At 58.4% G+C, this 18062-nt stretch carries 9 protein-coding genes; 7 read left to right on the top strand and 2 right to left on the bottom strand.

Annotated elements, in window-relative coordinates:
• The first annotated feature begins 65 nt into the window (after positions 1-65).
• The 3 genes from BGIM_RS0135590 (at position 66) to BGIM_RS0135580 (ending at position 3118) form a co-directional block, all read left to right on the top strand.
• A complete protein-coding gene (locus BGIM_RS0135590) occupies positions 66-971 on the top strand; it encodes a DUF1559 family PulG-like putative transporter (protein ID WP_084760295.1) in 906 nt (301 codons plus the stop codon).
• Between the two features lie 65 nt (positions 972-1036).
• Positions 1037-1435, top strand: a complete 399-nt coding sequence (locus BGIM_RS0135585) for a carboxypeptidase-like regulatory domain-containing protein (protein ID WP_157369664.1) — start codon at positions 1037-1039, stop codon at positions 1433-1435.
• 180 nt (positions 1436-1615) lie between these two features.
• Positions 1616-3118, top strand: coding sequence for a flavin monoamine oxidase family protein (locus tag BGIM_RS0135580; RefSeq protein WP_020474424.1), 1503 nt, complete (start codon positions 1616-1618; stop codon positions 3116-3118).
• Positions 3119-3132: 14 nt separating this feature from the next.
• Here the strand turns inward: BGIM_RS0135580 and BGIM_RS0135575 are convergent, their stop codons facing one another.
• Together BGIM_RS0135575 and BGIM_RS0135570 are read right to left on the bottom strand one after the other, a co-directional pair.
• Positions 3133-3513, bottom strand: a complete 381-nt coding sequence (locus BGIM_RS0135575) for a hypothetical protein (protein ID WP_020474423.1) — start codon at positions 3511-3513, stop codon at positions 3133-3135.
• A gap of 137 nt (positions 3514-3650) precedes the next feature.
• Positions 3651-4559 carry a M28 family peptidase gene (locus BGIM_RS0135570; RefSeq protein ID WP_020474422.1) on the bottom strand — a complete coding sequence of 303 codons (909 nt, stop codon included), beginning with the start codon at positions 4557-4559 and terminating at the stop codon, positions 3651-3653.
• Positions 4560-5336: 777 nt separating this feature from the next.
• On the opposite strand from BGIM_RS0135570, the gene BGIM_RS0135555 reads away from it, so the two are divergent.
• The 4 genes from BGIM_RS0135555 to BGIM_RS54055 form a co-directional block, all read left to right on the top strand.
• Positions 5337-6173 (top strand): amidohydrolase family protein, encoded by an 837-nt coding sequence (locus tag BGIM_RS0135555; RefSeq protein ID WP_020474420.1) that lies wholly within the window; start codon positions 5337-5339, stop codon positions 6171-6173.
• A gap of 126 nt (positions 6174-6299) precedes the next feature.
• Complete coding sequence (locus BGIM_RS0135550) at positions 6300-6893, top strand: ECF-type sigma factor (RefSeq protein WP_020474419.1); 594 nt, start codon at positions 6300-6302, stop codon at positions 6891-6893.
• Between the two features lie 156 nt (positions 6894-7049).
• Positions 7050-9602: a serine/threonine-protein kinase gene (locus BGIM_RS58830; protein WP_052640135.1), complete on the top strand. Its 2553-nt coding sequence runs from the start codon at positions 7050-7052 to the stop codon at positions 9600-9602.
• A 136-nt stretch (positions 9603-9738) separates the two neighbouring features.
• Positions 9739-18062, top strand: an 8324-nt coding sequence (locus BGIM_RS54055; protein ID WP_157369663.1) for a beta strand repeat-containing protein, incomplete at its 3' end; no start/stop codon positions are given.

Genomic DNA, 18062 nt, shown 5'->3' with positions numbered 1-18062 from the left:
TGCGAAGAAGCACGTCTCATCCTCTCCCCGATATTTTTGAACCATCTTCATCTTTGGGGGCCTTCATGCGCGCGTCAGCTCGTCCGATGACATTTCGCCGTGGATTTACCTTGATTGAATTGCTGGTGGTGATCGCCATCATTGCCATTTTGATTGGCTTGCTATTGCCCGCCGTGCAAAAAATCCGCGAGGCCGCCAACCGGATGAAATGCGCCAACAACGTCAAGCAAATCGCCCTTGGCGTTCACAACTACGAGAGCGCGATGTCCGCGTTGCCTCCCATGAGCCAGACACTCGGGACCGGGACGCCTGGCAGCATTTTTGTCGTGCTGATGCCGTATCTCGAACAGGATAATTTGTACCGTCAAAATCAGTCGGCCGGGGGAATCAACACCACGCAAGGCGCGATCGTGTTGCCGGGTTTGTTGTGTCCCACCGATCCGAAATCCTCAAGTTCCTTGCTGACAGTCAGCGTGAATGGCGTCTCCGGGACTTGGGCCAGCACGTCCTACAACGCCAACGCGGTGATTTTCAGCTCCCCCAATGCCGACTCCTATCTTCCTTGGGGCAGTTGGGACATGACGAAGCCAAAGGTGTCGGGCATTGCCACGATCACGGATGGCTCGTCGAACACCATCGGATTCACGGAACGAATCATTGGCGCCGAGGGAGCGAATGTCGCCCGCGATTGTCCCCCTCAAATGGGTGGCGACGGCGCCGGCTGGAGCAGTCCCGGCTTTGGCTTTTATCAAGCGGCTTATCCGGGCGGGGCTTGCTCGTGGTCATTCGTTCAACCCCAATTGAAATCCACCGGCTTGGTTCGCTGGGCGCCAAGTTCGTCCCACACGAACGTCATCGTCTGCGGATTGATGGATGGCAGCGTGCGGAATGTCGGACCGAACATTTCGGCTCAAACCTTCTGGTACGCGACACGGCCGGATGACGGCCAGGTCAACGGACCCAATTGGTGATTGTTTTCCGTCTCGCTGTTCATTCATCGGCCAGTGTCGCCCTGCTGTTTATTCGGGATCAACCCATGAAAAGTTGTTGTCTTCGGATTGCCATGATCGGTTTGCTCGGCTGGCTGACCGGGTGCGGAAATTCTTCCACCGACAGCCAGACGAAAGGCTTGTTGACAGGCAAAATCACTGTCGGGGGCCAACCCGCCCGGCAGGTGATGATCACCGCCATCGGCTCGGGCGGTGTGGCCGGGACCACCTCCACGGACACGGGTGAATTCACCATCCCCGACCCGCCCAAGGGCAAATTGAAATTCACCATCTTCGGCTCCCAACCCGGCGTCAAGCCGGCCGCGAACTCCGCGTCGGTCGTCCCGCCAAAATATGCCGGCCCGAACGAGCTGGAGTTCGATTACACCGGAGGATCTCAGCATTTCGACATTCAAATGGGAGTGAACGGCGCCTCCGCCAAATGAGAGCGGCCCGGTTTGCGTGTTCACTCACTTTGCCCGTAAAATCGTGGTCTTCTTCCCTTCGCTGTGGTAGCTTCAGCCATCGTCGCCACTCCCCTGGCCGACGAAGACATCCCTCCGGGAACAGCCAGCCCGGCAAGATGTTTTTCCGGGCCGATCTGTTCCAACCGAGGGAGTGAGCCAATGCGTGAAGCCGACCCATCATCGCCAAACGGATTGTCGCGCCGGGAGGCCATCAAACTGGCCGGGGCAACGATCACCGCCAGTTTGATCACGTCGCCAAAACACATCCAAGCCCAAGAATCAAAAACCGATCCCGCCAAACGACGCAAACGAGTGATCGTCGCCGGTGGCGGCATCGGCGGGTTGTGCTGCGCGTTCGAGTTGATGGAACGCGGCCACGACGTGACCGTGCTGGAGGCAGCCGGACGACCGGGCGGGCATGTGCGGACAATCCATGATCCGCTGCCGGACGGCCTCTATGCCGATGTCGGCGCCGAACACTTTACCAAGCCCGGATACGACCAGTTCTGGAAGTACATCGAGAAGTTCAAACTAGAGGCGTTGCCATATCCCCGCCGGGTGAACATGTATCGCAAGATCGACGGCAAATGGCGATCCGAGGAACAACTCCAAGACCGGACGGTGTTGAAGACGTTCGGCTTCAACGACCCGGAAATCGACTTCATCGTCAAGCACGGCTGGACGGAGTTGCCTCGCCTCTACTTCGACCCGGTGATCGAAAAATTCAAGGACGAATATCAACCGTTCGGCATCGGGTTGGACGATCTGGACAAAACACTGGCAGGCGACTGGCTGGCGAAACTCGGCGCCTCCGACGCGGCGATTCGCTTCAACGGCGTGCGGCGTGGCGACGGCAGCACGGCCGCCAAGAACAGCGATGTCTCGGCCCTGTTCCGCATCTGGCAGGCGGCCATCGTTCGCAAACGCCATCTGCCGATCTTCAAACGCGAAGTCTTTCGGCTCAAGGGGGGCAATCAAACGCTGCCGGATACCTTCGCCGCCAAACTGGGCGACCGTGTTCGCCTCGCCTGCCCGATCTCCAAGATTGAACGGGGTGACACAGGGGTCACGGTTCATTTCACCGAATTTGGCGAGAAGAAGAAACTTGATGCCGAGTATCTGGTGTCGTGCATCCCGCTGATGATCCTTCGCAAGATTCCCGTCGAACCGGATTGGCCGGCCGCGAAGAAGTTCGTCATCGACAATGTGCAATTCTCATCGCAATCCCGCGTAGTGATTCAATCCCGCACCAAGTTTTGGAAGGGCGACGCCCCGAGCATCAATCTGGAAACCGGCGATTCCAACATGTACCTCGTTTATGAAACCGCCGATGAGGTAAAGACGAATCGCGGAGTCCTGATGGGAAGCGGAACGCCAGACGTGACGAGTGACGGAGCGTTGGCGTCGTTCCGAAAGTTTTATCCCGGCAAAGCCGACACCATCGAACAGTGCATCGTCCAAAACTGGTCGAAAGACCCGTGGGCTTTTGGCTGCGAGCGTCTGCCGTTCCCGTTCGGCCAATTGTCGAAGTTTTGGCCGCATATTCACGAACCCGTGGGCCGAATTCACTTCGCGGGAGCCTATGCCGATAATCTGCCGTGGGGAATGGACGCGGCCACCCGATCAGCCAACCGGGCCGCGGAAATGGTTGATGCCGCGTGAAGCCTGTCGGATGGTCACTTCACCCAGCGTCCGTCGTAATACTTGGTGAAGTCTTCCAGTTTCTGGACACCGTCAATGCCGCCCTTCATGTGCATGGCATTCTTGTAAAGCCGCAATGTGTAGCCACGATTCTTGTCGATCAGTTCCACAAAGTCGGCGTTTCGTTTGGTTTCCTTGAACTGAAAATGACTCACGCCGTTATTGTCAACCTCCCACCAAACGTCATCTCCCTTGTCCACATAACGGCACAATCCCTCGGCATGTTCCCAAACCAGTCGGTTGATCGATTCTTCGGCAGGCGCCGCCGGGGTGACAACCACTTTTGGCGGTTCTTGGGCACCCGCCATGACGGCGAGCATGCCGAACATCACCAAGCTCAGACTCATCGTTCGCATTGGGTTCCCTCCCAAAACGTGTTTCCGCTTTTCGGGGAGTCGTGGTTAAACAACCGGCCCCGCCGAACGCAGAAGATAAGTGATTGGCGAATTCGCAACAACGTCAATCGTGCGAATGAAGCGTTCAGAACACTTGGTTATTTCCGTGCCCTCGAAACCGCCCTGGCCAATGCCAGCCGGGTCACTTGGGAGAGAAAATCATAATCAAGCGTGTCGGGCGTGTCCGATGCCTGATGATAGTGCGAATTGCGAAACTCTGACGTGTCCGTCCACATGACAGACGGTATCCCGGCTTTCCAAAACGGGGCATGGTCGCTCCGATGGAAATGCCCGAAGTATTTCTCGATTCCCAGATACATCTTCAACGCGAGGACGGGAAACTCCGGCACATGGCTCGCCGCGAGCGAGAGCACGTTTTCGGCAATCCCGTTGGAATGCCGGTTGGCCAGCAACGCCAGAAAATCGCCGGTATTCGGCGCGACGATGCCCGGCAAACGCGGTGGCATTCGCTGCGAGCCGGGGGTCCGGTCGCAATACCCCACCATCTCGAAGATGTGGGCTTCATCGACGACCGTCTCAGCAAAGCCATCAAGACTGGCCACAAATTCAGAACTGCCGAGAAGACCGTCTTCCTCGCGGTTGAACAGAACGATCATGACCGAGCCGATATCGTGCTCTTTGACAAGGCGGGCACATTCCAGACAAACGGCGACGGCGCTGGCGTTGTCGTCGGCTCCCGGCGTGCCCGGCACCGAGTCGTAATGCGCTCCGAGCAACAGACTCGGCCCCTTATTGGATCCGTCAGTCGTGGCGACAATGTTGTCATAATTTCCTTGCAACACCGGAGTGTAACCAAACTCCCGGAGATGTTCGATCAGCAAATTTCTGGCCCGAACATTGGCTTTGTGTTCAGCCAGATAGTGTCGCGGAAAGGAAAGCATCTCCACAAAGGCCCGAAGTTTTTCCTTCGAGACGCCATTGATGATTTCGGCGACGCTTGCGTTCGTTTCTTTTGAGCGACGATTTTGGGAATAGGCAACAATCATGATTGACACCTTCCTCAATGGTTAGTTTCGTGAATCATCCCCGCGAAACATGGCGATGGCAATTACAAATCCGAGCCAAACCTCAAACAAAGCATGATCGGAAAAATCCCCCTCCGCGTTGCATGCGATCATTCTCGTTAATCAATCTGGATATTGGACACCGATTTAATCCAACCACATCCGGTTTTTGAGCGATAAACGCAAGATGTATCCCCGGGAAAACTCCCTCGATCAAAGGGCAGGTATCGCTTCATGACCATGATGACATGTGGCCAATGTGGATGGCGTCAGGATGCTCACTTGGGGTCGGCTTGCCTGCATTGCAAAGCAGTCGCTCAACAGCTTTACCAAGACCGTGAACTTGCAGTGACGCTGATGGTCTCGGCTGGATTTCTAACCATCCTGACGTTTGCAATCTTTGGATGAATGGTTGGATATCATTTTTTGAGTTTCACACAGGCATCGGCGGTGATGAACTCCACGTTGATCGCCATCCCAGCTTGTTCCGATCTCGTTCCCACGCCGCCACTTCTTGTTTGAGCGCCTCCAGATCCAAGATGCGACGACCCCGATATCTGATCGCCAATCGTTTCATTCTTTCCGCTCGCTCAAGGGCCGGTTGCCTGGGTGAAAAGCGAGCATGAAGCCGGGCGAACAGATCACCGCCCACACAAAATGGCTTGCCAACCGGTGGTTTCCGGGCTCGTCGTGAGCGTGTATCTTGGGAGTAAGCTTAATCGGTTGTCGCCGCCAGAGCGAACGGGAGACCAGCCTTCGATGAACTACATTGACGCGCACGTCCATGTTTGGACGCCGGACACCATCCACTACAAACTCGCCACCGGTTTTGCCAAGGAGGATATGAAGCCGCCGTCGTTCACGCCGGACGAACTGTTCAAGCACTCCAAGCCGGCGGGGGTCACCCGCGTCAACCTCATCCAGATGAGTTTTTACGGGTTCGACAACTCGTACATGACCGACATGATCCGGGTTCACGACGGCGTGTTCGTCGGCACGGCCGTCATCGACCCGCAGGCCGAGCCAGTCAAACGGATGCGAGAATTGGCCCCCAAAAAAGTCCGGGCGTTCCGCATTCTGCCGACGCTCACCAAAGCCAAAAAATGGCTGGAACCGGACGGGTACTCGGAGATGTTCGCCGAAGGGGCCAAGGCGAACCAGGCAATGAGCTGTCTCATCAATCCGGCGGACCTCCCCGAACTGGATCGCATGTGCGCGAAGTTCCCGGACACGCCGGTGATCATCGACCACCTGTGCCGCATCGGCGGCGACGGGACCATCCGCGATGCCGACGTCACCGCCCTGTGCGACATGGCGAAGCACAAGCAAGTCATGGTCAAGGTCGGGGCGTTCTACGCCTTCGGGGCAAAGAAGCCGCCATATGCCGATCTGATTCCGCTGTCGAAGGCCGTGATCAAAGCGTTCGGCGTCAAACGGTGCATGTGGGAGACCGACTGCCCGTTCCAAGTCGGACCGGGGCACACCTATCAGGACAGCGTGAATTTCATCCTCAAGCAACTCGACTTCCTGACGGCCGACGAGCGGGACTGGCTGATGCGCCGGACGGCCGAGGAGTTCTTCTTCAAGAAGAAGTGAGACTATTACCGGTTGGCCCTCAACTGGCTGCGAAACGAACGGATGCCGCCGCTCGAACGCTCGTCGCCCTGATTGAAACAGCCTACAATCAAAAGAACGGGATATTGATTGTTTGTGCGGTTAGTGATGCCTGAGTTCACTCAATTACTCGTCAATGCAGGCTCGGGCGACGAGACGGCCATTGAGCATCTGTTTGCCCAAGTGTATGGCGACCTGCGTTTGCTGGCGACGCAACGGCTGGCACAGGAAGCCCCCGGCAACACGCTGCAACCCACCGCATTAGTCCATGAAGTCTATCTGCGGCTCATCAAAAGCACCAATCAGATACTTCGCCCCGAGGATTTGCCGGGGGACAGCCGCAGCCGTTTTTTTGCCGCAGCGGCCAATGCCATGCGGCGAATTTTGATTGAATCGGCTCGCCGCAAAAAGCGGGACAAGCATGGCGGAACCCATCAACGAATCGCCCTCGATCCGGACCAAGTCGCCGAGCCGGAAATGGCCGAGGAATTGCTCGCCCTTGACGAGGCGCTGACAATTCTCGCCTCCATTGAACCGCAGATTGCCGAACTGGTCACGCTTCGTTATTTCGGCGGGCTGACGCTAAAGGAATCGGCGGTCATCTTGGGAATCGCCCCCCGGACGGCCGATGCCCATTGGGCTTACGCGCGAGCTTGGTTGCTGGCTGAGATCCAACAATCTGCCGAAAACAGCGAATTTTAATTTTCCAAAAAATTGCTGCGCGAATTGGCGGGAATTGTCGCATTAAGGGCAGGGACAAAATGCGCCCAAGCCTTTTCGACGAGATTCGCTTTGGTTTTGCCGGGCGATACGACGGAATCATTCAACCTCACGGATGTTTTGGACAACGGCCATTCCATGCGAGAGAGAGAGATTTTCACCGAAGCGCTCAATCGCCCCGGCCAGGCGGAGCGATCCGGCTATCTGGAAGAAGCCTGCGGCGGCGATCCGGCATTGCGGTCGCGCATCGAAAAATTGCTGTCCCTGCACGACAGTGACAGCCCCTTGCTTGGCTTGAAACCCACGGACATTCTCCGGGGACTCACGGAACCAACAAACCAAACCAAAACGGCCTCAAATCGGGCGGCTCTCTCAGATGTGGAGGCCAAATCCGGAACGGTGATCGATCATCGGTACAAGTTGATTGAAAAGATTGGCGAAGGAGGCGTCGGGGAAGTTTGGGTGGCCGGGCAAACCATGCCGATGCAACGTCGGGTGGCCCTGAAGTTGATTCGCGCCGGCATGGATTCGCGGATGGTGATGGCCCGGTTCGAGCAGGAGCGTCAGGTGCTGTCGCTCATGGATCACCCGAACATCGCCAACGCCCTCGACGGGGGAATCACTTCGGCCGGCCAGCCATATCTGGTCATGGAGTTGGTGAACGGTTTGCCGCTGATGAAGTTCTGCGAGGAGGCAAAACTTTCGCCCCGCGCCCGGCTGGATTTGTTCGTGCTGATTTGCCATGCGGTCCAGCACGCCCATCAGAAAGGGATCATCCACCGGGATCTCAAGCCCGCCAATATCCTCGTCAGTTGGGTTGACGGGCGCCCGGCGCCGAAGATCATCGATTTTGGAATCTCCAAGGTCATGCGGGGAAACGGGGAGGAAAGTTTCCCGGCGACCCAGGCGGGTTTGGTGATCGGCACGCTGGAATACATGTCCCCCGAACAGACCAAATTCTCGGGCCACAACATCGACACCCGGACGGACATCTATGCCCTCGGCGTCATTCTGTACGAGTTGCTGACCGGAACCCGGCCAATCGAACCGGAAGTGATCCGGAACTCGGGCATGGCCGAGATCGTTCGCATGATTCAGGAAACAGTTCCCGCCAAGCCAAGTTCGCGCGTGTTGACAGAGACAGCTTTCTCTTCGGACGTTTTCGGAAAGCTGGAGAAGAAGAAACTGGCCGCGCTGCTTCGGGGGGAACTTGACTGGGTGGTCATGAAATGCTTGGAAAAAGACCGGGAACGCCGATACGACACGGCCAACAGCCTCGCCCGCGATATCGAGAATTATTTGTCCGACCGGCCCGTGGAGGCCCGCCCGCCATCGGCTTCCTACTTGTTGCGGAAGTTTTATCGGCGAAACAAGCTGCCGTTTTTGGGGTTCGCCCTCGCCCTGTTGGCTCTGGTGGGCGGAGTGATCGGGACAAGCATCGGGTTGATCCGCGAGGAGAAGGCCCGCATCGCCGAATTGGCCGCCAGCGAAAAAGCGCAAAGGCGGCTCGAAAAAAGCCGCAAAGCGAATGAAATCCTCGCGTCGATTTTTGAAAAGACCAATCCTCGGGATTTTGCAAATGGCGGACGCCCGCTTCAAGAGTTGATGGCGGAACGATTGGGTCAGGCGGTCGACGAACTGGACAGTCTTTCGGACGAAGACCCCAAGGAAGCGGTCGTGTTGCAATACAGACTTGGCACATCGCTTATCGGCTTGGAAGATTACAACAAGGCGATCAAGATTCTGGAAAAATCACTGGCCACCCTGAAATCGCTGGATGAACCCGATTCTGAGTTGACCATCGAAATGACAAGGCAACTGGCCGAGGCGTACCTGCGATCCGGGAAACGCGATGTGGCCCTTGGCCACCTTGAACATGCCCTTCTTCTGAGTCGAACGCGATTTGGAGTCGACAACAAAACAACGTTGGCGCTCATGGGCGAGCTTGGCAATTGTTATTTGGAAATGAGACGCCAGAAAGAAGCCAGACTGATTTTGGAGGAGGTGCTTGGGCGACAAAAGGCGCTGTTCGGAAATGATTATCATCGGGACATGGTGATGACACTCTCCAGTCTCTCCGTCGCCGTGGAAGATGATTGGGCGACAACAGCCGTGCTGCTGGAAGAAGCGACTCAAGTGTTAAACAAACTGAAAACTCGGGATGTCGAGACGGAATTAAACATTCAGCAGAATCTTGGAGTGGCTTACGCCCATCTTGGCAAACTGGATCAAAGCGAGCGACTATTGCTTGACACGGTGGCCCGCAATGAAGTTCGTTTCGGACGCGACCACTCCTTCACCTTGAGTTCCAACAGCGCGCTTGCCCATACCTATCGTCGCCAAAAGCAATATGAGAAAGCTCGATCCTTGTTTGAGGATTTGGCCAGACGATCAGAAATGAAAATGGACCGGGACAATCCGCTGACGCTCAACGCCATCGGAAATCTTGGTGTCACGTATCGGGAAATGGGTCGCTTTCAGGAAGCCATTCCCTTCTTGGAGGAAGCGCACAAGATGTCCGTCAAATATCCGGAACTCGATTTTGCGGGAAAACACCTCTACGAGTGCTACCGGCGTTGCGGCCAGAAGGAAAAATCGGCAAAGCTCGCCAAAGAATTAGGCATTCCCCCATGGCAGGGTTTCCTCAACAATGTCGGGGACTCTTTCTTGGATCGCGCCAAACCGAAATAAGAAGAACAATTTCACGCCGCATATCAATTTCCCAATCACCCAAAAAATATTTACGCTTTTCTCTGCGCGTTTTGGTTGCTTCCGTCGCAGTCATGGTGTTCCGAATTCGGCCGACACCGTTCCATAAGAGACTGCGATGCGTTCCTTCTCGAAATTGAAGTGGCTGGGATCATTGCTTGCCAATCAGAAGACACAACCGTCAGCCGCGAGAACAACCCACGCCAGACTGAAACTGAGCATCGAACAGCTCGAAAGCCGCGTCACCCCGGCGGTCACCGTTTCGGGGAACGACACCACCGTTGATTACACCAACACAAACGACACCATTGTGTTGTCCACGGACGCCAACGACCCCACCAAACTGGTTCTGGACGCCGCTTTCTCCGAGGATTACTCGATTGCCAAGCCGGCCGGCAGCCTGACCCTCAACTTGGGCGGGGCCAATCTCGTCGTCAACACGACGAATTTGGGTTCGGCCAGCCTGATCGTGAACAACGCCGAAAAAGCCACCGTCTCCGGCAATTTGTCGGCCGGGAACATCTACATCGGCGCCCAGAATGAAATCGACGTTTCCGACGGGGCCAATCTGCTGGGGCAAACCGTCCGCACGTCGGCCTATGCGGGAACGGGCGGTCTCACGTTCCGCTTGAACACCATCGTTCGTCCGTTCGGCCAGTCGTGGTCGGACGACGGCTTTTTTCCCGGCGAAGTTATCACGATCGACAACACGAACAGCCGTGACCTCGACAAGGACGGCAAACCGGACAACGACGGCCAGTTTGTCGTCACCGGGGTCAGCGGGAGCACGCTGACGGTCGATCCCAGCAAGACGTTCGCCTCCGAGTATCAGGTGACCGGGGCTTCGATCACCGGCGTCGGCGGCAACGTGGCCTTGAGCGTCGACGCTGCCTTCAATCTTTCCTTTGACGCCGCCGCCCCAGTAGTTCGGGACCGGGAGGCCGCTGGGAAGATTGCCATTGGCAACGCACATTTGAACGGGAACAACGTCTTCGTCCTGTCGAACTCGAACACCCAAAAATTCGCCGACTTTGAGGTGAACACATTCGGTCTCGACCAAGTGAATCTGCCGGCGTCGATGACGGCCAACACGTTCCCGGTGTTCGTGGACAACCTGATCAATCCCCAGACTGGCCAGACCGTCCCCGACACGATTGTGCGGGCCGACGGCAACTGGCTCGCCGAGGGCTTCCGGGCCGGGGACTACATCCAAGTCAGCAATTCCCAGTTCAACAACGGGATCTATCGCATCGCGGCTCTCAACGAGTCCACGCTCACGCTCGACGCCAGCGCCCAGTTGAAGCCGGAGAACGGCACCAGCGATCTGACCATCGAAACCGTCAATCTGATGACCGGTGACCCGAGCCTCGATTTTGTCACCGACCCGACGACGGGTGTCGCGTCGATTCACCGAAATGACGGCGTGACTTGGGCCAGCCAGGGATTTGAAAAAGGGCAGACGCTCTCCGTCAAGAACACGCCGGACGGCCTCGATGCCGACACCCAAGGCGACAACGACGGCGAATACCCCATCATGGATGTGAACGGCGAGGACCTGATCCTCGATTTGGGCAACGCCGTGCCGGGATCAACATCCGGCAACCCTGGTTTGAAACTGGTTCCCCAGACCGGCGTTCATGGAGCGGTCATCACGTCGCAGGGTTCGGGCGCGGACATTCCTTTGGCCCGGCTTGATGAAACCGTTGTCGTGCAACCTGCGAACGTGCAACTCACCTTTGCGGACAACGGCAGCCAGCCCGACACGATCACGCGGGCCACAGGCAACTGGGGCGACGAACATTTTGGGGTCGGCCAGTCGATTCTGGTCAAGGGCACCCGGTTCAACGACAACACGTTCACGATTGCCGCTGTCAGCTCGGATGGCAAAACCTTGACTCTGTCGAGCGATGACGAGTTGGTGAACGAAACCATCGTGACGGGAAGCGACACGGATATTCAATCGCTGACCGCCGATGAGGGGCAGGATCCGCCGACGCTCGTGTTCAACCCCGCCAACAATTCAATCACCCGCAAAGACACGCGCACCTGGCGGCAAGACGGCTTTCAGGCCGGCCAGACCATCAACGTCAACGGAACGGCAAGCAACGACGGCCCGAACCAGATCGCGTCCATCAGTCCGGACGGCAAGACATTGTTCATGGCGAGTTTCATCAACATGTTTGAGGACACTGAGGCCACCCCGCCGCCGGGCGTCGTCGATGTTGTCTCCACGGGAGCCTTGGCCAAGCCCGAACTTTCGTTCACGGGTAACACGATCACCCGGAGTTCCGGCAGTTGGTCCGACGACGGCTTCACGGCCGGGGGCAAAATCAACATCGACGGATCGGCCGACAACAACGGTCAATTCACCGTCACTTCGATCACCAACAACGGCCGGACATTGGTGATCGACTTGGGCACAAAGCCCGACAACACGCCGATTGTCTTCGCGGACGAACACACGCTCACGGCCACCGTGCAGGGTCTGATTCTGTTGACCAAGAGCAACGGGGTGGCTTTCACGGCCGGTGACCTCGCGGGCGGGTTGTTGCTTCGCATGGCGGGAATCAGCGACATGCTTTCGGGTTTCATCGCCCAAGCCACCACCCAACAATCGACCAGCGAAATCACCGTGGCCGACGGCGCGACGCTCAACGCCACACAGGATTTGGGGCTGCGGTCCATGGCGCAAAGCACGTTGAACGCCAAGATTCAAAGTTTGTGGCTGGGCGTTTCTTACGGCAAATCAGAGGCGACATCGCGATTGATCGTCGGCGACAACACCAAGATCACGGCGGGGGACACGGTCGGCCTGAACGCCGATGTCTTCAACACGCTCTATGTCGGAAACAAAATCACCACGGGGGCCAATTTTCCGCTATTGGCGGCGCAAAGGGTCGTGCTCGACAAAGCCAAGTTGATTCCCGGCCCGGCGTTCACCGCCGCCGCCGGAGAGGCTTCGTCCGTCTCCGAGACGCGCATCGGCGGACCAAATTCATTTATCTCCGGCTCGATTGTGAATGTTTCCGCAAAGAACCTGAACGACTTCACTGTGGAGACAAAGGGGAAAGTCAACGGCATCGCCGTCCCGAACACCGGCGGCGCGGCCGCGATCATCGTCAGCAAGACCTCTTCCTCCGCCGATGCCACTCTGTCCGGCACCGTTCATGCGACCGGCCAGCTCAATCTCGATTCCCGCTCTGTGAATGTCAACGACGACGCCAGCGGCACAGCGTCCGTCAAACGGGATTTGTTCGGGTCGAATGACGGCAGCTTTGCCGCCGCCCAAAAAGCCAAGGTGGCGTCGGCACTCGCCAGCAAAGGCTTCGACCTCAAGGGGACGGCTGACGCCGGCAAGGTGTCCGGCGCGGCGGCCCTTACGATTGCCAACAGCACGAACGAAGCCTCTTCGCTGGTGACCGGGGACGCCCGGCTTTACTCGAAGGGCGATGTCTCGGTGACTTCTTACGCGGAAGATAACTTCAATGCCTCGGCGATCGCGGCCGCGAAGGCCAATTCCACCGTCGCCTTGGCCGGGGCGATCATCATTTCCAATTATGACAACGAATCCAACGCCACGGTGGCCGACGGCGCGGTCATCACGGCGGCACAGAATTTGAATGTCCACGCCGACAGCGTGGTTCCCAATCAAGTGACGCTGGACGACGCGATCAAAGCGCTGGCCCAGCCGCCGGGAATTCAATCCCTGCCGACCGTCAATATCGACGACTCCGATCCCTTCAAGGCGTCGCAATCCGCCCAGCAAGGCTCAACCGATTTGACCGGTTGGTCGCAGGATAATCTCGCGGACAACATGGCTTATCTCCAGGCGAGCATCCTGCCGCTCGTCAAGTTCTCCCGATGGGTGCCGGACTTCCTCGCCAGCACCGATGCCTCCGCTTCCGCCGGGGAAATTGAAAAAGAGGCCGCCTTTGGCTCCGATGGCAAGCCCATCCAAAAAGACAGCGTCAAAGGCAAGCTGGGGCTTGACCCGGAGACACGAGTTGTTTCCCAGGCGGACTACGCCATCAGCGGAACAGTGAAGGCTCATCAGGTTCACAACACGGCCCATGCCACGGTGGGCGAAGGCGTGAAACTGAATATCAACCTGAGTGATCTGAACCCGGCAACTCCCTTTGTCGTCTCGCCGGCGGACACCCAGAAAATCTCCGTCACCGCCAACACGAGTTTTGAAAGCATCGACCTGGCCGGGATTGCGAAACTCGGGTTGAACAAGAGCGAAGGCGGCTCGGTGATCGGCGGCAGTTACAGCGGCATCACGCTGACCAACGAGGCGATTGCCTATGTCGATGACGGAGCGCAACTAAAGGCAAAAGGCGACATTGAAGTCAAGGCGGCCAATCGAAATTGGGATCTGGCGATCGGCCAGCAAGGGGGAAAGGCCTCGGTGGTGGGCGTGAACGGCGCCGTCACGATTTACCGGATCGACAACAATGTCCAGGCTTACATCGAAGACCAGGCAAAGGTCGATTCGGGCGGCACGCTGACGGTCAACGCAAACGACGATGTCCGGTTGCTCAACGTCAACGCCGTCATGCAAGACGGCGGTGTGTTGGCGGTCGGCATCGGCGTCTCGATCAATTCGCTGGAACACACCACGCATGCCTTCATCGGCAATCTGAACACGGCCACAAATTCCTTCCCCTCGGCTGGTTCCATCCACGCGGCCAAGGCCGTCGATGTCAACGCAGATTCGGAAACCAAATTGCTCGGCATCGGGCTGGCCAAAACAGCCGTCAAAGGGGAAGAGCCGGACGATCTGCCTGCGGACGAAAACGGGGAGAAAAAGCCGGTGCCGTTGAAGGCAAGCAAACTGCTTGGCGTCGACGACACGACCCAACAGGGCAACGCCCCGCAGTTCGGCCTCGGAATTTCCGCCAATGTCGCGTTGAACTTCCAAAAGGACGACACGCAGGCGTTCATCCGCGGAACCGATCAGGCGGACGGAACCAAGCATCAAGTCCAACTTGATCCCGGCGGGGTTGTCTCCGTGACGGCCGAAAGCAATGTGTTTGCCATCGCCGTCACTGCCAGCATTCTCACCGGAAGCGAAATCGCCCCGGCCGGCGCCCTTTCCGGCGCCTTCACGTGGAACTCGACCAGCGGGGACGAACTCGACAATCCCGACGACAACACGCAACCCCGCATCAACCGGGCTTACATTGCCGACACGACCGTGACGGCCGATCAAGTCAAGGTCAACGCGAACACCAATGATTTCTCCGTCTCCGTCACCGCCGGTGTCGGCGCCGTCAAGCCGACCTATGTGGCCAACATTGCCGGTTCGGGCACGGTTAGCGTGAACGATTCTCAAACCGAATCGTTCATCGGCGATCCCACGGATTCCCCGACGCCCGCCAAGACCATCATCCGGACGACCGGCGATGTCGATGTCGAGGCCAAGAGCGACAACTTCTTGGTTTCAGTGACCGGGGCGGTCACGGTCTCCGGCAAGGTCGCCGTTGGTGCGGCTCTTGATGTGGGCCTTTTTGACAACGCCGTCAATGCTTACATCGGCGGCGACGCTGATGTGAAATCGTTTAATCCGTCGGCGGGAAGCACTCCGGGGAATGTCACCATCCATGCCGAATCCGATCAGACGATCACCACGGTCGGGGCCGCCGTTTCGCTGTTGGCAAGCACGCTGGCCCTCCCGTTCACGATCAACACGCAAAACTTTAACAGCAACGTGACGAGCTACATCGGGGCCGGGGCCATTGTCTCCGCACCCAATGTGTACGTGACGGCCGATGAAGACCTTCGGGTCACCAGTGTGAGCGGCACGGCGGCCTTCGGCGCCAGCAAAGCCGGCGTCGGTCTGGCCTTGGGATTGGTCGATGTTGAGCGAAACGTGCAGGCGACCGTCAATCCCGGCGCCGTCGTGACGGCCAACGGAACTGACGGATTGAAAGTCCTGTCCAACGGCGTTGAAAAGATTGTCAACGCCGTTGCCTCGGGGACGGGCGGGCAACAAATCTCGGCCACCGTCTCGCCGGCATTTACTCAGTTGGCCGGGGCGGTCAAATCCACGATTGTCGGGTCGAATGTCACCGCCTCCGGCGTGGATGTCGATGCCAATTCGGCTCCGCTAATTTTCAATTTGGCCATCGCCGGCAGCGTTGCCGTCGCCAAGGGGCCGGAGTCTGGTCCCCCGCCGTCCCCCGGAGATGCTGCCAAGGCGCAAGGACAGCCGTTCCGGCCGTTGCCGATCACATTCGCCGGGGCTGGGGCGGGTTCCGGAGCCTATATTCGCAATGATGTTCAGGCGTTGGTTATCAACAGCACGGTCAATGCGACCGGCGCGGTTTCCGTGGAAGGGCACGATCACAGTTCGATCTATGCGGATGCCGGCGGTCTGGCCCTCGCCTTCCGGCTTGGCAGTCAGGCGTCGGTAAGCGGCGTCAACGGTACGATTGGCGCCTCGGTCGCCATCAACGATGTCCAGTCAAACACGCACGCTCTGATTCAAAATTCGACGGTCAACGCCCACGATGATGTCCATTTGCTGGCCGACGCCTCCCCGAAGATCCAAGCCCTCACCGTCGCCGGCGCCGGGACTGTTTCTTCCGGAGGCAATGGGTTCAGCGTCAACTTCGCCGGGGCCGGCGCGGGATCGGGCAACAATGTCAAGAACGCCGTCGATGCCTTGATTGCCGGATCGAATGTCACATCAACCGCCGCTGATGTGATTTTGGAGGCGTATGACAAATCGACCATTCATTCGGATGCCGGGGCCGTCGCGGTGTCGTTGTCTCTCGCCCAGGCAGGCAAGGCCAACGTCAACATGTCCGTCGGCGCCTCGGCGGCGGTCAACCAAGTTCGCAATGCGATCCAAGCCGCCGTCGAACCTTTTGCAGGCGTCAACTCAAACGTCACCGCCGCCAGTGATGTGAGACTGACATCGCAATCCACGTCCAAGATCGACACGTTGTCCATTGCAGGCGCATTGAGCGCCACCATTGCCGGAAGCGGTGGCGGGGTCGGTGCGAACTTTGTCGGCGCCGGAACCGGTTCGGCCAATGACATCGCCAACACCATCGACGCCAGCATCACCGGCGGGACGACGATGGCCCAGCAAGGCAAGCTCGCGATTGGCGCCTCGGATGATTCAACCATCCATGCCGACGCCGGGGCGGTCGCGGTCGCCCTGTCGATTGCCTCGCAAAATCGTGTGGGTGTGCAGGGATCAGTGGGCGCGTCCATCGGCGTGAATGACATTTCCAACGCAACGACTGCCACGGCGGCCAATGCCAGCATTCAGGCGAATGGCGATGTCTCCCTGACGGCGGATGAAGACGCCGCCATTGACGCGGTGACCATCGCCGGGGCCGGCAGCGTGGCCGCCGGGACGGGAACCGTGGGGGTGAGCTTCGCGGGCGCGGGAGCCGGTTCGGCCAACCAGATCAGCAACACAACCAAAGCCACGCTGTCCTCCGACAGCCACGTCGCATCGACCACCGGGGGACTCAATCTTTCCTCCAGCGATGATTCGACGATCAAGGCGAATTCGACGGGCGCCGCCCTGGCCGTGTCGGCCGGTTCGCAAAATAGCGCGGCCATCACGGTCGGGGTGGCGGTGGCACTCAATGACATTCACAACACGATCCAATCTGTGATTAATGGATCGAATGATGTGAGTTCGCATCAATCAACCAAAGTAACTTCCGATGACTCGGCCAGGATTGACAGCGTGGCGGTCGCGGCGACCCTTTCGGTGGCGGCCGGAGCGCAAAACGGCGTCGCCGTCAGCGGAGGAGGAGCGGTCACCAAGAACACCATCGGCAACACGAACAACGCGACGATCAAGGACAGCACGCTGGTTTCAGGCGGCGGAGTGACGGTGTCCGCTCAAAACAATTCGGCCGACTCCGCGAAAGTGGCGAGTGTTTCCGTCGCCGGCGCGTTCGGGGCAAACGGGGCGGCCGGTGTGGCGGTCGGCATCGGCGTGGCGACAAACGACATCGCCAACACCGTGGCGGGAATCATCGATCATTCGACGGTCAACTCCGGCGGGCCGGTGGCCGTGTCGTCCACGGAATCTTCCAACATTAACGCCTTGACGATTGGAGCGGCCGTCGCCGTGGGTGGTGGCGGCGCGGCGGGTGTCGGTGTCGGGGCGGCCGGAGCCGGTTCGGGAAACACCGTCAAGAACACCGTTCAAGCGTTGATTCAGAAGGGGGCGACGGTCACGACGACAAGCGGCGATGTGACGTTGTCCGCGACGGATTCCGCAAGCATCACGGCCAATGGCGGCGGTGTCGGCGTGAGCGTGGGCGCCGGCGGGTCGGGTGGCGGCGTGGGAGCTTCGCTGGGTGTGAGCTTCGCCACGAATGACATTGAGGACACTGTTCAGGCAATCGCCGACCAATCGAACGTGACCTCGGCCGGTCAAGTCGGGCTGACGACGAACGAAATGGCGAC

Source organism: Zavarzinella formosa DSM 19928 (assembly GCF_000255705.1).
GTDB classification, from domain to species: domain Bacteria; phylum Planctomycetota; class Planctomycetia; order Gemmatales; family Gemmataceae; genus Zavarzinella; species Zavarzinella formosa.
The sequence above is the reverse complement of the archived record's forward strand: the minus strand, read 5'-3'. Positions and strand labels throughout refer to the sequence as shown.

What these genes read in the sequence shown, in the direction of transcription:
- BGIM_RS0135550 (WP_020474419.1), top strand. Translation starts at nt 6,300, where the DNA reads ATGCCTGAGTTCACTCAATTACTCGTCAATGCAGGCTCGGGCGACGAG.
- BGIM_RS0135590 (WP_084760295.1), top strand. Translation starts at nt 66, where the DNA reads ATGCGCGCGTCAGCTCGTCCGATGACATTTCGCCGTGGATTTACCTTG.
- BGIM_RS0135580 (WP_020474424.1), top strand. Translation starts at nt 1,616, where the DNA reads ATGCGTGAAGCCGACCCATCATCGCCAAACGGATTGTCGCGCCGGGAG.
- BGIM_RS58830 (WP_052640135.1), top strand. Translation starts at nt 7,050, where the DNA reads ATGCGAGAGAGAGAGATTTTCACCGAAGCGCTCAATCGCCCCGGCCAG.
- BGIM_RS0135575 (WP_020474423.1), bottom strand. Translation starts at nt 3,513, where the DNA reads ATGCGAACGATGAGTCTGAGCTTGGTGATGTTCGGCATGCTCGCCGTC.
- BGIM_RS0135570 (WP_020474422.1), bottom strand. Translation starts at nt 4,559, where the DNA reads ATGATTGTTGCCTATTCCCAAAATCGTCGCTCAAAAGAAACGAACGCA.
- BGIM_RS0135585 (WP_157369664.1), top strand. Translation starts at nt 1,037, where the DNA reads ATGAAAAGTTGTTGTCTTCGGATTGCCATGATCGGTTTGCTCGGCTGG.
- BGIM_RS0135555 (WP_020474420.1), top strand. Translation starts at nt 5,337, where the DNA reads ATGAACTACATTGACGCGCACGTCCATGTTTGGACGCCGGACACCATC.